The sequence below is a fragment of the Nonomuraea sp. NPDC047529 genome, from assembly GCF_040642995.1.
GTDB lineage: Bacteria > Actinomycetota > Actinomycetes > Streptosporangiales > Streptosporangiaceae > Nonomuraea.
On record NZ_JBEYTJ010000027.1, the window covers coordinates 67,710 to 82,700 of the forward strand.

Genomic DNA, 14,991 nt, shown 5'->3' on the forward strand with positions numbered 1-14,991 from the left:
ATGCGGCTGGTCTTCGCGGGCACACCCGAGACGGCGCTGCCGTCGTTGCGCATGCTGATCGACTCGCCGCGGCACGAGGTCGTGGCCGTCGTCACCCGTCCCGACGCCCAGTCCGGGAGGGGGCGCAAGGTCCACCCCTCGCCGGTGGCCGAGCTCGCGGAGGAGGCCGGCATCGAGGTGCTGCGCCCGGCCAAGGTCGGCGATCCCGCCTTCCTCGACACGCTGCGCGCGCTGGAGCCCGACTGCTGCCCGGTGGTGGCCTACGGCGCGCTGCTGCCGCAGTCGGCGCTCGACGTGCCCCGCCACGGCTGGATCAACCTGCACTTCTCGGTGCTGCCCGCCTGGCGCGGCGCGGCGCCCGTCCAGCACGCGGTGCTGCACGGCGACGAGATCACCGGCGCGACCACGTTCCAGATCGTCAAGGAGCTCGACGCGGGCCCGGTCTACGGGGTCGTCACCGAGGAGATCCTGACCCACGACACCAGCGGTTCCCTCCTCGAACGCCTGTCGGTCTCCGGCGCCGGCCTGCTGGCCGCCACGCTCGACGGCGTCGAGGACGGCGCGCTGGAGGCCCGTCCCCAGCCGCTCGACGGCGTCACCACCGCGCCCAAGATCAACGTCACCGACGCGCGGGTCGACTGGTCCAAGCCCGCCATGCGGGTCGATCGCCTGATCCGCGCCTGCACCCCCGCTCCGGGGGCGTGGAGCGAGTTCAGGGGCCAGCGGGTCAAGCTCGGCCCGGCCAAGGTCGCCGTCCAGGCCGACCGGCTCGCGCCCGGCCGGATCGTCGCCACGAAGAGCGCCGTGCTCGTCGGCACCGCCACCGACCCCGTCGAGCTGGGCGAGGTGCAGCCGCAGGGCAAGCGGGCGATGGGCGCGGTCGAGTGGGCGCGCGGCGTCCGGATCGCGGGTGACGATGCCTTCGCGTGACCGGGGCGGCCCCACGGGCACCAAGCCCCGCGGCGCCGGCCGTCCCCGCCGCCCCGCCCGCGACCACGCCCGCAACGCCGCCTTCGACCTGCTGCGGGCCGTCGACGAGCGCGACGCCTACGCCAACCTGCTGCTGCCGCGCCTGCTGCGCGAGCGCGACATCCGGGGGCGCGACGCGGCGCTGGCCACCGAGCTGGCCTACGGCACGCTGCGCGGCCTCGGCACCTACGACGCCATCATCGAGATGTGCAGTGACCGGGCGCCCGACCCGGCCGTGCGCGACGCCCTGCGGCTGGGGGCCCACCAGCTCCTGCGCATGCGCGTCCCGCCGCACGCCGCCGTCGGCACCACCGTCGATCTCGTCCGCCTGCGCATCGGCCAGGGCGCGGCCAAGTTCGTCAACGCCGTGCTGCGCAAGATCGGCTCACGCGAGCTGGAGGACTGGATCCCGATCGTCGCGCCCGACGCCGAGAAGGACCCCGTCGGCCACCTGGCCGTCGCCTACGGACATCCCCGGTGGATCGTCTCGGCCTTCCGCGACGCGCTGGGCGGCGGCGGGGAGCTGGCCGACCTGCTCGACGCCGACAACGTCCGTCCGCTGGTGACCCTGGTCGCGCGGCCGGGGCGCAGCTCGGTGGCGGAGCTGGCCGAGGCGGGGGCCGATCCCGGCCGCTACTCGCCGTACGCGGCCTACCTGCGCGAGGGCGATCCCGGGCAGATCGAGGCCGTGGCCGAGACGCGCGCGGCCGTCCAGGACGAAGCCAGCCAGCTCGTGGCGCTGGCCCTGACCCGGGTGCCGCTGGAGGGCGAGGACGAGCTCTGGCTCGACATGTGCGCCGGGCCGGGCGGCAAGGCGGGCCTGCTCGACGCCGTCGCCACGTACGGCGACCTGGCGGGCCTCGACGGCGAGCGCCGCGACGGTCTCGACGGCGCCGGGGTGGCGTTCCCGGGCGGGGCCCGGGTGCTGGCCGCCGACGTGCAGTACCACCGGGCGCGGCTGGTCTGGCAGACCACCAGGACCGCCTCGGTGGTCACCGCCGACGGCACCGAGCCCGCCTGGCGGCCCGGCGTGTTCGACCGGGTGATGCTCGACGCCCCCTGCACGGGGCTGGGCGCGCTGCGGCGGCGTCCGGAGGCTCGGTGGCGGCGCGACCCGGCCAGCATCGCCGAGCTGGGCGCGTTGCAGCGGCGGCTGCTCGGCACGGCCCTCGACGCCGTGCGTCCGGGTGGCGTGGTGGCGTACGTGACGTGCTCGCCGCACCTGGCCGAGACGCGCGTGGTGGTCGGCGACGTCATGGGCCGCAGGGGCGACGTGGAGCAGCTCGACGCGCGCGACTACCTGCCGGAGGCCGAGGGGCTCGGCGACGGCCCGCACGCGCAGTTCTGGCCGCACCGCCACGGCACCGACGCCATGTTCCTCGCCCTCCTCCGCAAACGCCCCTGACCTCGGAGCCGCCCGCGCGATGGCGCAGGGGGGGAGGGCCGTCCGGGGTCCTGAACCCGGGGGGCCGGCGTCGTGGGAGGGGCGTTCGGGGTGGATCGGGCGGTTCAATAGACTGGCGCATCATGGCCGTACAGATCTCGCCCAGCATCCTCGCCGCCGACTTCGCGCGGCTGGCCGACGAGGCCGCCGCCGTGCCGAACGCCGACTGGCTGCACGTGGATGTCATGGACTACCACTTCGTGCCCAATCTCACCCTCGGGCTGCCCGTGGTCGAGTCCCTCCGCAAGGCAACGCAGACCCCTCTCGACTGCCATCTCATGATCGCCGACCCCGACCGCTGGGCCCCCCAGTACGCCGAGGCCGGGGCGGGCAGCGTGACCATCCACGCGGAGGCGTCCAAGGCGCCGGTGCGGACGTTGCGCGAGATCCGGTCGCTCGGCGCCCGGGCGGGGCTCGCGCTCAACCCGGCCACGGCCGTGGAGCCGTTCGAGGGGCTGTTCGGCGAGGTCGACATGCTGCTGCTGATGACGGTGGAGCCGGGGTTCGGGGGGCAGAAGTTCCTCGACATGGTGCTGCCGAAGGTGCGGGCGGCGCGGGCGATGATCGAGCGGCACGGCGGGTCGGTCTGGCTCCAGGTCGACGGCGGCGTGACGGCCGAGACGATCGAGCGCTGCGCCGAGGCGGGCGCCGACGTGTTCGTGGCCGGCAGCGCCGTCTACGGGGCCGACGACCCGGTCGCCGCCATCGACGCCCTGCGCGCCGCCGCCACCCGCTGACCTTCCCCCGCCACGGCGCGTCCCCCGCCACGGGGGGCGTCCCTTCCGCGCCACGGGCGTGCTCGCGCACTCCCGTGGTGCCCCCGTCCCTCCAAGAGCGCCCCACGGTGCTGCACGGCGGCACCAGACCCGCGCCGGGCCCGGCGGCACCACAGCCGCGCCCGGCCCGGTGCAGCACCAGGGCCGTGCCTGGCCTGGGGGTGTGGCATCAAGGGCGCGCTCGGCGAGGTGCGGTAACGCGTCTCCGGGACGCGGTGCGAGGCCCAGCTTCAGGGGCGCGGGTTGGGTGGCCGTCGGGAGAACCGGGCCTGCCGTTTCGTGCGGGCGTGTGGCGCTTCCCTACGGGTGTGGGGCGCTGTGGGAGGACCTAGGTGTCGCGGACGGGCGTTCGGCCGCGGTGGATGGACGCCCCCGCGCGGCCGGCGGTTCGTCGGGCGCGGGGTGGTGAGCGGAGCGTGAGCGCGTGGCGATCGTCCTGGGGACGGCTCCGGGGCGGGCGGCAGCGTGCCCTCAGACCGATCCACTTCGGCCGCCCACGTGAGATCAAAAGCCGCGACATCACGAAATTTCAATCCCTACCCTATTGATCAGTATGACGTGCGTCACTTTGAGATTGGGTTATTTTTTGTCAGGATTCTGTGACATAGCCTGATCCGATAGCGCGGGTTACCGATCTTGATAGCTCGCGTTTCCCCAGGTCGACCCCCTTGTCGACCCATGATCACCGGCGGGGCCCCACCACGCGAAGTGACCTTTCTGTTATGTCGAACTATTGCTGACTGTGATGTTTGGCTAGATATCCTGCGTTTTGATCGCCGTTCCGCGTCATCACTTTTCGCGGCGTAAGACGGTCTTTTACCATTGCGGGGGTCTTCTCCTACCGGGGTTTCCGGGCCCTCGTTCAGTGCGAACGGAGGGTAATGGGCAAGTACCTGCTGCGCAGGTTGGCGATCAATCTGATCCTGGTCGCGATCGCGGCCAGCCTGGCCTACATGCTCGCCGCGACGACCATGAACCCTCGCGGTGCGTACGAGGGCCGCCAGCCTCCTGTCGCCGAGGAAGTCATCGACGCCACGCTCGACGCCTACAACCTCAACGACAAGACGCCCGTCCTGGAGCGCTACGGAACCTGGGTCAAGGGCGTCGTCACCGGGGACTTCGGCAAGACCTGGAACGGCGGTTCGGTCAACGACGAGATGGGCCGGCGGATCTCCGTCAGCCTCCGGCTGCTGCTGGTCGGCACCATCGTGGGATTCGTCCTGGGAGTGGCGCTCGGCGCGTTGTCGGCGATCAAGCAATATCGGATCACCGACCGGGTGATCGGTGTCGGCTCGTTCGTGATCATGGCGGTGCCGGTGTTCGTGCTGGCCACGCTGCTGGCGATCAGCGCCTACAACCTCAACCGAGGGCTCGGCTTCACGCTGATCGAGTTCACCGGCGAGTACAACCCCAAGCTGTCCGGCTGGGACCAGTTCACCAACCGGCTGAACCACCTGATCCTGCCGACCATCTCGCTCAGCCTGGGCTCGATCGCCTTCTACAGCCGCATCCAGCGCAACATGATGCTCGACGTGCTCGGCCAGGACTTCGTCCGCACGGCGATGGCCAAGGGCCTGCGGCGCAGGACGGCCCTGATCAAGCACGCGCTTCGTACCGCGCTGATCCCCGCGGCGACGTACTTCGCCTTCGCCTTCGGGACCATGCTCACCGGCGCCACCTTCACCGAGAAGATCTTCGCCTGGAACGGCATGGGCGCCTGGCTGGTCGACTCGATCAACCAGAACGACGTGAACTCGGTCGCCGCGGTCAGCATGTTCGCCTCCGTCTGCGTCCTGTTCGCCGGCTTCCTGTCGGACCTGCTGGTGGCGGCCCTCGACCCACGAGTGAGGGTGAGCTAAGTGCGTTCCAAGGTTGTTCTCGGGCGGATGCTGCGCAACCGGCAGGCCCGCTACGGCTTCATCGCCCTCGTGCTGCTGGTGGCGCTGGCCTACATCGGCCCCCTCTTCGGCGCCTACGACTGGACGGACAAGGACTTCCTGTCCTTCCTGTCTGCGCCGTCGTCCGACCACTGGTGGGGCACCACCACGATCGGCCAGGACATGTACGCCGTCACCCTGCGCGGCATGCAGAAGTCGATCATCATCGGCCTGCTCGTGGCGCTCATCTCGACCGGCCTGGCCGCCGTGGTCGGCGCCTTCGCCGGGTACTTCGGCGGCTGGGTGGACCGTGTCCTCATGTGGGGCGTGGACCTGCTCCTCGTCCTGCCCAGCTTCCTGATCATCGCGATCGCCTCGCCGCGCCTGCGCGGCGCCTCCTGGCTCTGGTTCGTGGTCCTGCTGGCGGCGTTCGCCTGGATGATCACCTCCAGGGTGGTCCGCAGCATGACGCTCTCGCTCCGTGAGCGCGAGTACGTGCAGGCGGCCGTCTACATGGGCATCCCCCGCTGGAAGATCATTTTCCGGCACATCGTGCCGAACCTGTCCTCCTTGCTGATCATCGACGCCACGCTGAACGTCAGCGGCGCGGTCATCGGCGAGGCCGCGCTGTCCTTCTTCGGCTTCGGCATCCAGCCGCCCGACGTCTCGCTCGGCACGCTGATCGCCGAAGGCTCCCGCAACGCCACCGGCTATCCCTGGCTGTTCGCCTTCCCCGCCGGGCTCCTGGTGCTGCTGGTGCTGAGCATCAACCTCATCGGAGACGGCCTGCGCGACGCACTCGACCCGGGGAGCAACTCATGAGCATCCTGGAGGTCCAAGACCTCACCGTGACCTTCCCCGGCGGCATCGAAGCCGTCCGCGGCGTCAGCTACGAGGTCGGCCGCGGCGAGGTCCTGGGCATCGTGGGCGAGTCCGGTTCGGGCAAGTCCGTGACGTCCCTGGCGATCATGGGTCTGCTGCCGCGCAACGCCCAGATCAGCGGCTCGGTCAAGCTCCACGGCCAGGAGCTGATCGGGATGAAGGAAGAGGACCTGGTCAAGGTCCGCGGCAAGTCGATGAGCATGATCTTCCAGGATCCGCTGTCGGCCTTCACGCCCGTCTACACGATCGGCGACCAGATCTCCGAGGCGCTGCGCGTCCACCAGAAGCTGGGCAAGGACAAGGCCGCCAAGCGCGCCGTCGAACTGCTCGACCTGGTCGGCATCCCGCACCCGGACGTGCGCGCCAAGGCGTTCCCGCACGAGTTCTCCGGCGGCATGCGGCAGCGCGCGATGATCGCCATGGCCATCGCCAACGACCCCGACCTGCTGATCTGCGACGAGCCCACCACCGCGCTCGACGTGACCATCCAGGCCCAGGTGCTGGAGGTGCTCAAGACCGCCCAGCGCGAGACGGGCGCCGGCATCGTCATGATCACGCACGACCTGGGCGTGGTCGCGGGCATGGCCGACCGGGTGCTGGTCATGTACGCCGGCAAGCCGGTCGAGCAGGGCAACGTCGACGACATCTACTACCGGCCGCGGATGCCGTACACGATGGGGCTGCTCGCCTCGATCCCCAGGATCGACGGCGAGGAGGGGCCACTGGTGCCGATCGAGGGCAACCCGCCCTCCCCGGCGGCGCTGCCGCCGGGCTGCCCGTTCGCGCCGCGCTGCCCGATGAAGATCGACTCGTGCGACGACGAGGAGCCGCCGCTCACCGACGTCGGCGGCGGCAGGCACGTGGCCTGCATCCGCTCCCGCGAGATCGAGTACAAGGGCCTGACCGGCGCGGACGTGTTCCCGGTCCCGGTCATCCCGGTCAGCGAGGTGGTCCGCGTGCCGCGCGAGCAGCGCGCGACCGTGCTGGAGCTCGACAACCTCATCCGGCACTACCCGCTGATGAAGGGCGCGGTGTTCAAGCGCCGCGTCGGCACCGTGCACGCCGTGGACGGCATCAGCTTCGACATCGCCGAGGGCGAGACGCTGGCCCTGGTCGGCGAGTCGGGCTGCGGCAAGACCACGACGCTGCAGCAGATCATGCAGCTCGCCCCGCCGCAGAGCGGCCGGATCGTCGTGCTCGGCCAGGACAGCGCCAAGCTCGGCCCGTCCGGGCGCAAGGCGCTCAGGGGCGACCTGCAGATCGTCTTCCAGGACCCGATGGCGGCGCTCGACCCGCGCATGCCGGTCGGCGACATCGTCGCCGAGCCGCTGCGCGCCCACGGGCGCAAGAACGTCAAGGAGCGGGTCGCCGAGCTGCTCGAACTGGTGGGCCTGGCGCCGGAGTACGCCGAGCGTTACCCGCAGAGCTTCTCCGGCGGCCAGCGCCAGCGCATCGGCATCGCCCGCGCGCTGGCCCTGGAGCCCAAGCTGCTGGTCCTGGACGAGCCGGTCTCGGCTCTCGACGTGTCCATCCAGGCCGGTGTCATCAACCTGCTGGACCAGCTGAAGAACACCCTGGGGTTGTCGTACCTGTTCGTGGCGCACGACCTGGCCGTGGTCCGGCATCTGGCCGACCGCGTCGCGGTCATGTACCTCGGCAGGATCGCCGAGATCGGCACGGTCGAGGAGGTCTACGACCGCCCCGCCCACCCCTACACGCAGGCGCTGCTGTCAGCGATCCCGCTGCCCGACCCCGAGATGGAACGCACACGCAAGCGGATCCTGCTCGAAGGTGACCTGCCCAGCCCGGCCGACCCGCCATCGGGTTGCCGGTTCCGCACCCGCTGCCCCAAGTTCGCCCTGCTCACCGAGGCCGAACGCGGGCGCTGTGTGGACGAAGAGCCCTCGGTTGCCCGGCTCGCGAACGCCGTCGACCACGGCGCCGCCTGCCACTACGCGGAGGAAGTCGAGGTCATCACGGCCTCGGACGATCAGGAGGAAAAGTGAAGGTTCGTTACCGGGCGGCGGCGGGAATCGCCGTCCTCGCCATGGCCGCGGCGGCTTGTGGCGGTGGTGGCGGCGAGGCCAAGAAGCCGAGCGCCGAGCAGTCGCAGCAGGCTCAGCAGCAGATGTCGGAGACTCCGGGCATCTCGATCAACCCCGTCGCGTACGAGCAGGTCAAGGACGGCGGCACGCTCACCCTCTCGGTCGGCCAGTGGCCGAGCCAGTGGAACGGCAACCACGTCGACGGCAACCAGCGCGACACGGCGGACATGCTCGACTCGCTGATGCCGCAGCTGATGGTCGCCGACTCCGAGGCCAACTTCAAGGCCAACCCCGACTACCTCACCGACGTCAAGATGGACCTGTCGTCGGGCAAGCAGGTCGTCACCTACACGCTGAACGACAAGGCCCAGTGGTCGGACGGCACGCCGATCACCTGGAAGGACCTTGAGGCGGCGTGGAAGGCCAACAGCGGCAAGGACAAGAAGTTCAAGCCGGCCTCCACCGACGGCTGGGACCGCATCGAGTCGGTCACCAAGGGTGACTCCGACAAGGTCGCCATCGTGACGTACGCCAAGAACTACCCCGACTGGCAGGGGCAGTTCTCCCGTTCGCCGCACCTCTACCCGGCCTCCCACATGGAGACCCCGGAGAAGTACGAGAAGGACTACCTGCAGAAGATCCCGGTCACCGCCGGGCCCTTCAAGGTCGAGAGCATCAACGAGGGCACCAAGACCCTCACCGTGGTGCGCGACGACAAGTGGTGGGGCCGCAAGGCCAAGCTCGACAAGGTCATCTTCCGGACCATCGAGACGCCCGCCGCGCAGGTGAACGCCTTCGCCAACGGCGAGCTCGACGCCGTGGAGATCCCGCCGGGCAGCCCCGCCGACCTCAAGCGGGCCAAGGAAGTCCCGAACGTCGACGTCCGCAAGGCGCTCAGCCCGAACTGGCGGCACATCACCGTCAACAACCAGAGCGAGTTCCTGAAGGACAAGTCGGTCCGCCAGGCCGTCGCGTACGCGATCAACCGTGACGTGATCACGCAGTCCGACCTCAAGGACATGGACTGGCCGCTGCAGACGCTGGGCAACCACGTCTTCATGAACAACCACAAGGCGTACGTCGACAACTCCGGCGACCTGGGCAAGTACAACCTGCCCAAGGCCAAGGAGCTGCTCGACGCGGCCGGCTGGAAGCAGGAGGGCGACGTCCGCAAGAAGGACGGCAAGGAGTTCTCGCTGAACTTCGTCGTCCCGGCGGGCCTGCCCTACGCCAAGACCGAGGGTGAGCTCACCCAGGCGATGCTCAAGGAGGCCGGGATCAAGCTGACGATCCGCCCGGTCCCCGATGACAAGTTCTTCACCGACTTCATCATCAAGGGCGACTTCGACCTGGTGCCGTTCTCCTGGATCGGCACGCCGCTGCCGATGGGCTCCCTGCCGCAGATCTACAAGTCGGGCTCCGAGTCCAACTTCCCCAAGGGCAGCGACCCGGCGCTGGACGCCGCGATCGACGCCGCGGTCGGCGAGATGGACCCGACCAAGTCCGCCGAGCTGGCCAACGCCGCCGACAAGCTGATCTGGGACCAGGTGCACACCATCCCGCTGTACCAGCGTCCTGACATCCAGGCGACCAAGAAGACGCTGGCCAACTACGGCGCCTTCGGCTACCAGGCCGCCGACTACACGGCGATCGGCTTCACCGGCTGATCTCCGTCCCGCACGACAGCCTCACGAAACCCCCGGCCGTTCTCGGCCGGGGTTTTCGGCATGCTTCACCGCCTATATGGGTAACTGTTCACTTATGGACGACTATGGGATCTTCGGCCCCGAGTCGGTGACCTGGCGGGTGATGGGGGAGCCGATCCAGCTCGTCGGCGGCTTCCGCGCGCTGCTCATGCAGGGGCTGCACCCCAGGGCGATGCGCGGCGTGCTGCAGAACTCGGCGCTGCTCGACCCGGCGGAGGCGTGGGCGCGCTTCCTGCGGACCAGCGAGTTCGTCCGGGTGCGCACGTACGGCACGCACGCGGAGGTCGAGCGGGCCGGCCGCCGGGTGCGCGCGATCCACGCCAGGCTGACCGCCCATGATCCCGAGACCGGCGAGACCTACCGTCTGGACGACCCCGAGGCGCTGCGCTGGGTGCACGTCGGCGAGGTCGACTCCTACCTGACGGTCGCCCGTCGCGCCGGCGTGCGGCTGTCCGACGCCGACGCCGACCGCTTCGTCGCCGAGTGGCGGCGCGCCGCCGAGGTCGTGGGCCTGAGCGGGGACGACGTGCCGGGCTCGGTGGCCGAGCTGCGCGACTACATCGCCGCCCGGCGTCCCGAGCTGCGGCTGGTGCCCGAGGCCGCCCATCCGCTGCGGTTGTCGCTGCACACCCCGCTGCCCGGCGCGCTGTCCGCGCTGCGGCCCGCGGTGCCCGCGCTGACCGTGCTGGCCCTGGCCACGCTGCCGCGCTGGGCCCGCCGCCTGTACGGCCTGCCCGCCACGCCCGTCGGCGACCTGTGGGCCTCGGCCACGTTGCGGGCCCTGCACACCGGCATCGGTCTGGTCCCCGCGCAGGTCCGCTACGCGCCCTCGGCCCGCCGGGCGCGCAAGCTCATGGCTGCCTGAGCGAGCGCTTGTTCAAATAGCACGAGGGCGGTCGCGCTTTCCGTAAGCGGCATGGCAAACTGGTACAAGAAGAGAGCTAGCGTGCTCCGGGGTCGGTGAAAGTCCGAACCGGCGGTTACAGTCCGCGACCCGGCCGATGCCATCGGCCGGTTGACCTGGTGAAATTCCAGGACCGACGGTTAAAGTCCGGATGGGAGGAAGCGCGCGAGGTGTCCGGCGTCCCAGCCGGGCTCCTGACGTGGTGCCGTGCAGGCGCCCGAAAACCCCCCGGGGCCCGCCGTGGCTTGAAGCTACTGGCGAGTAGGAGACCCGGGTGGACATCTCAGCCGCCGACGCCGCGCACATGGCGCGCGCCGTCGAGCTGGCCGCGCGCGGACACGGCGGCACCAGCCCCAACCCCGTCGTCGGCTGCGTCGTGCTGTCGGCCGCCGGGCAGGTCGTGGGCGAGGGCTTCCACGCGTACGCGGGCGGGCCGCATGCCGAGGTCGTGGCGCTGGCCCAGGCGGGGGAGCGGGCGCGGGGCGGAACGGCGTACGTGACGCTGGAGCCCTGCGACCACACCGGCCGCACCGGGCCGTGCAGCCGGGCGCTGCTGGCCGCGGGCGTGGCCCGTGTGGTCGTCGCCGTGGCCGACCCCAACCCGAAGGCCGCCGGCGGCGCGGCCCGGCTGCGCGAGGCCGGGGTGAGCGTGACGCGGGGCGTGCTGAGCGAGGCGGCCGAGCGGGTCAACGAGGAATGGCTCACCTACGCCCGGCTCGGCAGGCCCCACGTGACCTGGAAGTTCGCCGCCACCCTCGACGGCAGGTCGGCCGCCGCCGACGGCACCAGCCAGTGGATCACCTCCCCGCAGGCGCGGGCCGACGTCCACCGGCTGCGCGCCGCCTCAGACGCGATCGTGGCCGGCGTCGGCACCGTCCTCGCCGACGACCCCCACCTCACCGTCCGCCTCCCCGAACCCGCGCACGACGCCGAGGAGGGCGACGCGGGGGCGCTGCTGGCGGGGAGCCCGCCGCTGGCCGGCCGGCCGCTGGGCGCCCGGCCACCCCTGCGGGTCGTCGTGGACACCGAGGGCCGCACGCCGCCCACGGCCCGCGTCCTCGACGACGAGGCCCCCACGCTGGTCGCCGTGGCCGACGACGCCGGCACCGGGCTCAAGGCCGGCCTGCTGCGCCTGCCCCGCCACGAGCCGGGAGGCGGCCTGGACCTGCACGCCCTCCTGCGCGAGCTGGCCGCCCGCGAGGTGGTCAGTGTGTTCCTGGAAGGCGGGCCCACCCTCGCCGGCGCGTTCCTGCGCCAGGGCCTGATCGACCGCGTGTACGCCTACCTCGCCCCCGCCCTGCTCGGCGAGGGCAGGGCCGCGCTCGGCCCGGCGGGCGTCGCCACGATCAGTGGCGTCCACCGCCTCACCTTCGACGAGTTTTCCCCCATCGGGCCGGATCTGCGGCTGACCGCGCGGCCCGCTCCGCATCAAGGCAGGGAGAAGTGATGTTCACCGGAATCATCGAGGAGAAGGGCGAAGTCGTCGCCATCGAGCCGGCGGGCGGCGGCGCCCGGCTGTCCGTCCACGGCCCGCTCGTCACCTCCGACGCCGCCCACGGGGACTCGATCGCCGTCAACGGCGTGTGCCTGACGGTCGTCGAGGTCAAGGATGACGTGTTCACCGTCGACGTCATCAGGGAGTCGCTCGACCGCAGCTCGCTCGGCGGCCTCACCGCGGGCTCGGCGGTCAACCTCGAACGGTCGGTACGCGCCGACCAGCGCCTCGGCGGCCACATCGTCCAGGGTCACGTCGACGGCACCGCCCGCCTGCTGTCCCGCGCCCCCGGCGAGAACTGGGACGACCTGCGCTTCTCCCTCCCCGGCCCGCTCAGCCGGTACGTGGCCGAGAAGGGTTCGATCGCGATCGACGGAATCAGCCTGACCGTCACGACGGTTGACGACGACAGCTTCGGCGTGAGCCTCATCCCGACCACGCTGAAGCTGACCACCATGGGCGACCGCCAGGTGGGCGACGTGGTGAACATCGAGGTCGACGTGATCGCCAAGTATGTGGAGAGGCTGGTGGGCACCCGATGAGCTGGGTGGACGCATCGATTGACATCCTGGGTCGGCCGGTGAAGTGGACCGACCTGATCGGCAACGTCTTCGCCCTCGCCACGGTGGCGTTCGCGATGCGCAAGTCCATGTGGACCTGGCCGGTGCAGTTCACCGGCTCGGTGTTGTTGTTCCTCGCCTCGATCAGCGCGCACGTCACCGGCAACGCGCTCAAGCAGGCCCTGTTCGCCGTGCTGGCCGTCTACGGGTGGTGGAAGTGGCGGCAGGGCACCCAGGAGCAGGCCCTGGCCGTCCGGCCCGCCACGGGCGGCGAGCGGTGGCGGATGCTGGCGGCGCTCGCGGTGGGCACCGTGGTGGTGACGATCCTGTTCAAGGCGTTCGACCTGTCGTGGTACCCGGGCGCGCCGGTGGCCGTGGTGGCCTCCGACGCCTACATCTTCGTCGGCGGCGCGGTCGCCACCTGGGCGCAGGGCCGGGCGCTGGTCGACTTCTGGGTCGTCTGGGTGCTGGTCGACCTGGTGGGGGTGCCGGTCGCGTTCAAGTCCGGCCTCTACGTCTCCGGCGCCGTCTACGGCGTGTTCTTTGTCATGGTCCTCACGGGCTTCGCCAAGTGGCTGCGCGAGTACCGCGCCGCCGCCCGTCCGGAAGTGGTGGCAGCGGCATGAGCGAGTTCAAGCTGGATCCGATCGAGCGCGCCATCGAGGACATCCGCCAGGGGCGTCCCGTCGTGGTTGTGGACGACGAGAACCGCGAGAACGAGGGCGACCTGATCTTCGCCGCCCAGAAGGCCACGCCGGAGCTGTGCACGTTCCTGATCCGGCACACCAGCGGCATGATCTGCGTGGCCATGGACGGCAAGGAGCTCGACCGGCTCGGCCTGCCGCTCATGGTGGCCCAGAACCGCGAACGCCTGCGCACCGCGTACACGGTCACCGTGGACGCCCGTGACGGCGTCACCACCGGCATCTCCGCCGCCGACCGCGCCAGGACCATCCGCACCCTCGCCGACTCGGCCACCGAGCCCAACGAGCTGGTCCGGCCCGGCCACGTCTTCCCGCTGCGCTACCGCGAGGGCGGCGTGCTGGCCCGGCGCGGCCACACCGAGGCGGCCGTCGACCTGGCCAGGCTCGCCGGGCTGTCGTCGGCGGGGGCGCTGGCCGAGGTGGTCAACGACGACGGCACCATGGCCAGGCTGCCCCAGCTGCGCCGCTTCGCCGACGAGCACGACCTGGCGCTGGTCTCCATCGAGCAGCTCGTCGACCACCGCCGCCGGGCCGAGAGCATGGTCACCAGGGTCGCCGAGACCCGGCTGCCCAACGCGTACGGCATGTGGCGGGCCTACGGCTACGCCAGCGCCCTCGACGGCGGCGAGCACGTCGCGCTCGTCTACGGCGACCTCGGCGGCGGCGAGAACATCCTGGTCAGGGCCCACTCCGAATGCCTGACCGGCGACGTGTTCGGCTCGCTGCGCTGCGACTGCGGCGTGCAGCTCGACCACGCCATGGGCGCCATCGCGCAGGAGGGCCGCGGCGTCGTCGTCTACCTGCGCGGCCACGAGGGCCGGGGCATCGGCCTGCTGGCCAAGCTCAAGGCCTACAGCCTCCAGGACAACGGCAGCGACACCGTCGACGCCAACGTCGAGCTGGGGCTGCCGGTGGACGCCCGCGAGTTCTCCAACGCCGGGCAGATCCTCGCCGACCTCGGGGTGCGCTCGGTGCGGCTGCTCACCAACAACCCGGCCAAGCTCAAGGGCATGGACGGCTACGGCATCAAGGTGCTCGGCCGCGAGCCCATGCCCGTGGCCCTGAACCCGCACAACGAACGGTACCTGGAGGCCAAGCGCGACCGGCTCGGCCACGACATCGCCTCCAGCGTCCCGCACGAGATCTCGGAGGCGTCATGAGTGGAGAGGGCCGTCCAGGCGTGGCCGTGGTGGACGCGGCCGGCCTGGTCGTGGGCGTGGTGGCGGCGAGCTGGCACGCCAAGATCACCGACCAGCTCGTGGCGCGGGCGGTGCAGGCGTGCGACGACAGCGGCGCCACCGCGACCGTGGTCCGCGTGGCCGGTTCGCTGGAGATCCCCGTCGTGGCGCAGGCCCTGGCCCGGCGCTGTGACGCGGTGGTCGCCCTCGGCGCGGTCATCAAGGGCGAGACCGCCCATTTCGACTACGTCTGCGACTCGGTCACCAGCGGGCTGACCCGCGTCTCGCTCGACGAGGAGACGCCCGTCGGCAACGGCGTGCTCACCTGCGAGACGATGGACCAGGCCCTCGACCGTTCCGGACTGCCCGGCAGCAAGGAGGACAAGGGGTACGAGTCGGCCATGGCCGCCCTGGAGACCGCACTCCTCCTGAGGGACCTCCACTGAGCTGC

General features: G+C 71.1%; 13 protein-coding genes and 1 riboswitch. All 13 genes read left to right on the top strand.

The window, feature by feature from the left end; translation table 11 throughout:
• The 13 genes from fmt to ribH all read left to right on the top strand — a co-directional run bounded on the left by fmt (nucleotide 1) and on the right by ribH (nucleotide 14,986).
• A complete protein-coding gene (gene fmt / locus ABZ815_RS34295) occupies nucleotides 1–930 on the top strand; it encodes a methionyl-tRNA formyltransferase (protein WP_357705348.1) in 930 nt (309 codons plus the stop codon).
• Nucleotides 917–2,374, top strand: a complete 1,458-nt coding sequence (locus tag ABZ815_RS34300; RefSeq protein WP_357705419.1) for a transcription antitermination factor NusB — start codon at nucleotides 917–919, stop codon at nucleotides 2,372–2,374. Before fmt ends, ABZ815_RS34300 begins: the two co-directional genes overlap by 14 nt.
• Before the next feature lie 122 nt (nucleotides 2,375–2,496).
• Nucleotides 2,497–3,150, top strand: a complete 654-nt coding sequence (gene rpe, locus ABZ815_RS34305; RefSeq protein WP_357705349.1) for a ribulose-phosphate 3-epimerase — start codon at nucleotides 2,497–2,499, stop codon at nucleotides 3,148–3,150.
• A gap of 920 nt (nucleotides 3,151–4,070) precedes the next feature.
• A complete protein-coding gene (locus tag ABZ815_RS34310; RefSeq protein WP_357705350.1) occupies nucleotides 4,071–5,048 on the top strand; it encodes an ABC transporter permease in 978 nt (325 codons plus the stop codon).
• Nucleotides 5,049–5,888 carry an ABC transporter permease gene (locus tag ABZ815_RS34315; protein ID WP_357705351.1) on the top strand — a complete coding sequence of 280 codons (840 nt, stop codon included), beginning with the start codon at nucleotides 5,049–5,051 and terminating at the stop codon, nucleotides 5,886–5,888. It begins immediately after the preceding gene.
• Nucleotides 5,885–7,954, top strand: a complete 2,070-nt coding sequence (locus ABZ815_RS34320) for an ABC transporter ATP-binding protein (RefSeq protein ID WP_357705352.1) — start codon at nucleotides 5,885–5,887, stop codon at nucleotides 7,952–7,954. Before ABZ815_RS34315 ends, ABZ815_RS34320 begins: the two co-directional genes overlap by 4 nt.
• A complete protein-coding gene (locus ABZ815_RS34325; protein WP_357705353.1) occupies nucleotides 7,951–9,660 on the top strand; it encodes an ABC transporter family substrate-binding protein in 1,710 nt (569 codons plus the stop codon). Before ABZ815_RS34320 ends, ABZ815_RS34325 begins: the two co-directional genes overlap by 4 nt.
• Nucleotides 9,661–9,754: 94 nt before the next feature.
• A complete protein-coding gene (locus ABZ815_RS34330; RefSeq protein ID WP_357705354.1) occupies nucleotides 9,755–10,564 on the top strand; it encodes an oxygenase MpaB family protein in 810 nt (269 codons plus the stop codon).
• Between the two features lie 77 nt (nucleotides 10,565–10,641).
• A riboswitch (FMN riboswitch) is annotated at nucleotides 10,642–10,772 on the top strand.
• A 105-nt stretch (nucleotides 10,773–10,877) separates the two neighbouring features.
• The gene (gene ribD / locus ABZ815_RS34335) at nucleotides 10,878–12,050 is read left to right on the top strand and encodes a bifunctional diaminohydroxyphosphoribosylaminopyrimidine deaminase/5-amino-6-(5-phosphoribosylamino)uracil reductase RibD (protein WP_357705355.1); all 1,173 of its coding nucleotides are present in this window, start codon (nucleotides 10,878–10,880) and stop codon (nucleotides 12,048–12,050) included.
• A complete protein-coding gene (locus ABZ815_RS34340; protein WP_357705356.1) occupies nucleotides 12,050–12,640 on the top strand; it encodes a riboflavin synthase in 591 nt (196 codons plus the stop codon). Before ribD ends, ABZ815_RS34340 begins: the two co-directional genes overlap by 1 nt.
• Nucleotides 12,637–13,284: a nicotinamide mononucleotide transporter family protein gene (locus tag ABZ815_RS34345; protein ID WP_357705357.1), complete on the top strand. Its 648-nt coding sequence runs from the start codon at nucleotides 12,637–12,639 to the stop codon at nucleotides 13,282–13,284. Before ABZ815_RS34340 ends, ABZ815_RS34345 begins: the two co-directional genes overlap by 4 nt.
• Complete coding sequence (locus ABZ815_RS34350) at nucleotides 13,281–14,522, top strand: bifunctional 3,4-dihydroxy-2-butanone-4-phosphate synthase/GTP cyclohydrolase II (RefSeq protein ID WP_357705358.1); 1,242 nt, start codon at nucleotides 13,281–13,283, stop codon at nucleotides 14,520–14,522. The genes ABZ815_RS34345 and ABZ815_RS34350 overlap by 4 nt, the downstream gene beginning before the upstream one ends.
• A complete protein-coding gene (ribH, locus tag ABZ815_RS34355) occupies nucleotides 14,519–14,986 on the top strand; it encodes a 6,7-dimethyl-8-ribityllumazine synthase (RefSeq protein ID WP_357705359.1) in 468 nt (155 codons plus the stop codon). The genes ABZ815_RS34350 and ribH overlap by 4 nt, the downstream gene beginning before the upstream one ends.
• The last annotated feature ends 5 nt before the right edge of the window (nucleotides 14,987–14,991 follow it).

Coding starts and splice junctions, on each gene's coding strand:
- fmt (WP_357705348.1), top strand. CDS start 1: ATGCGGCTGGTCTTCGCGGGCACACCCGAGACGGCGCTGCCGTCGTTG.
- ABZ815_RS34300 (WP_357705419.1), top strand. CDS start 917: ATGCCTTCGCGTGACCGGGGCGGCCCCACGGGCACCAAGCCCCGCGGC.
- rpe (WP_357705349.1), top strand. CDS start 2,497: ATGGCCGTACAGATCTCGCCCAGCATCCTCGCCGCCGACTTCGCGCGG.
- ABZ815_RS34310 (WP_357705350.1), top strand. CDS start 4,071: ATGGGCAAGTACCTGCTGCGCAGGTTGGCGATCAATCTGATCCTGGTC.
- ABZ815_RS34320 (WP_357705352.1), top strand. CDS start 5,885: ATGAGCATCCTGGAGGTCCAAGACCTCACCGTGACCTTCCCCGGCGGC.
- ABZ815_RS34330 (WP_357705354.1), top strand. CDS start 9,755: ATGGACGACTATGGGATCTTCGGCCCCGAGTCGGTGACCTGGCGGGTG.
- ABZ815_RS34340 (WP_357705356.1), top strand. CDS start 12,050: ATGTTCACCGGAATCATCGAGGAGAAGGGCGAAGTCGTCGCCATCGAG.
- ABZ815_RS34345 (WP_357705357.1), top strand. CDS start 12,637: ATGAGCTGGGTGGACGCATCGATTGACATCCTGGGTCGGCCGGTGAAG.
- ABZ815_RS34350 (WP_357705358.1), top strand. CDS start 13,281: ATGAGCGAGTTCAAGCTGGATCCGATCGAGCGCGCCATCGAGGACATC.
- ribH (WP_357705359.1), top strand. CDS start 14,519: ATGAGTGGAGAGGGCCGTCCAGGCGTGGCCGTGGTGGACGCGGCCGGC.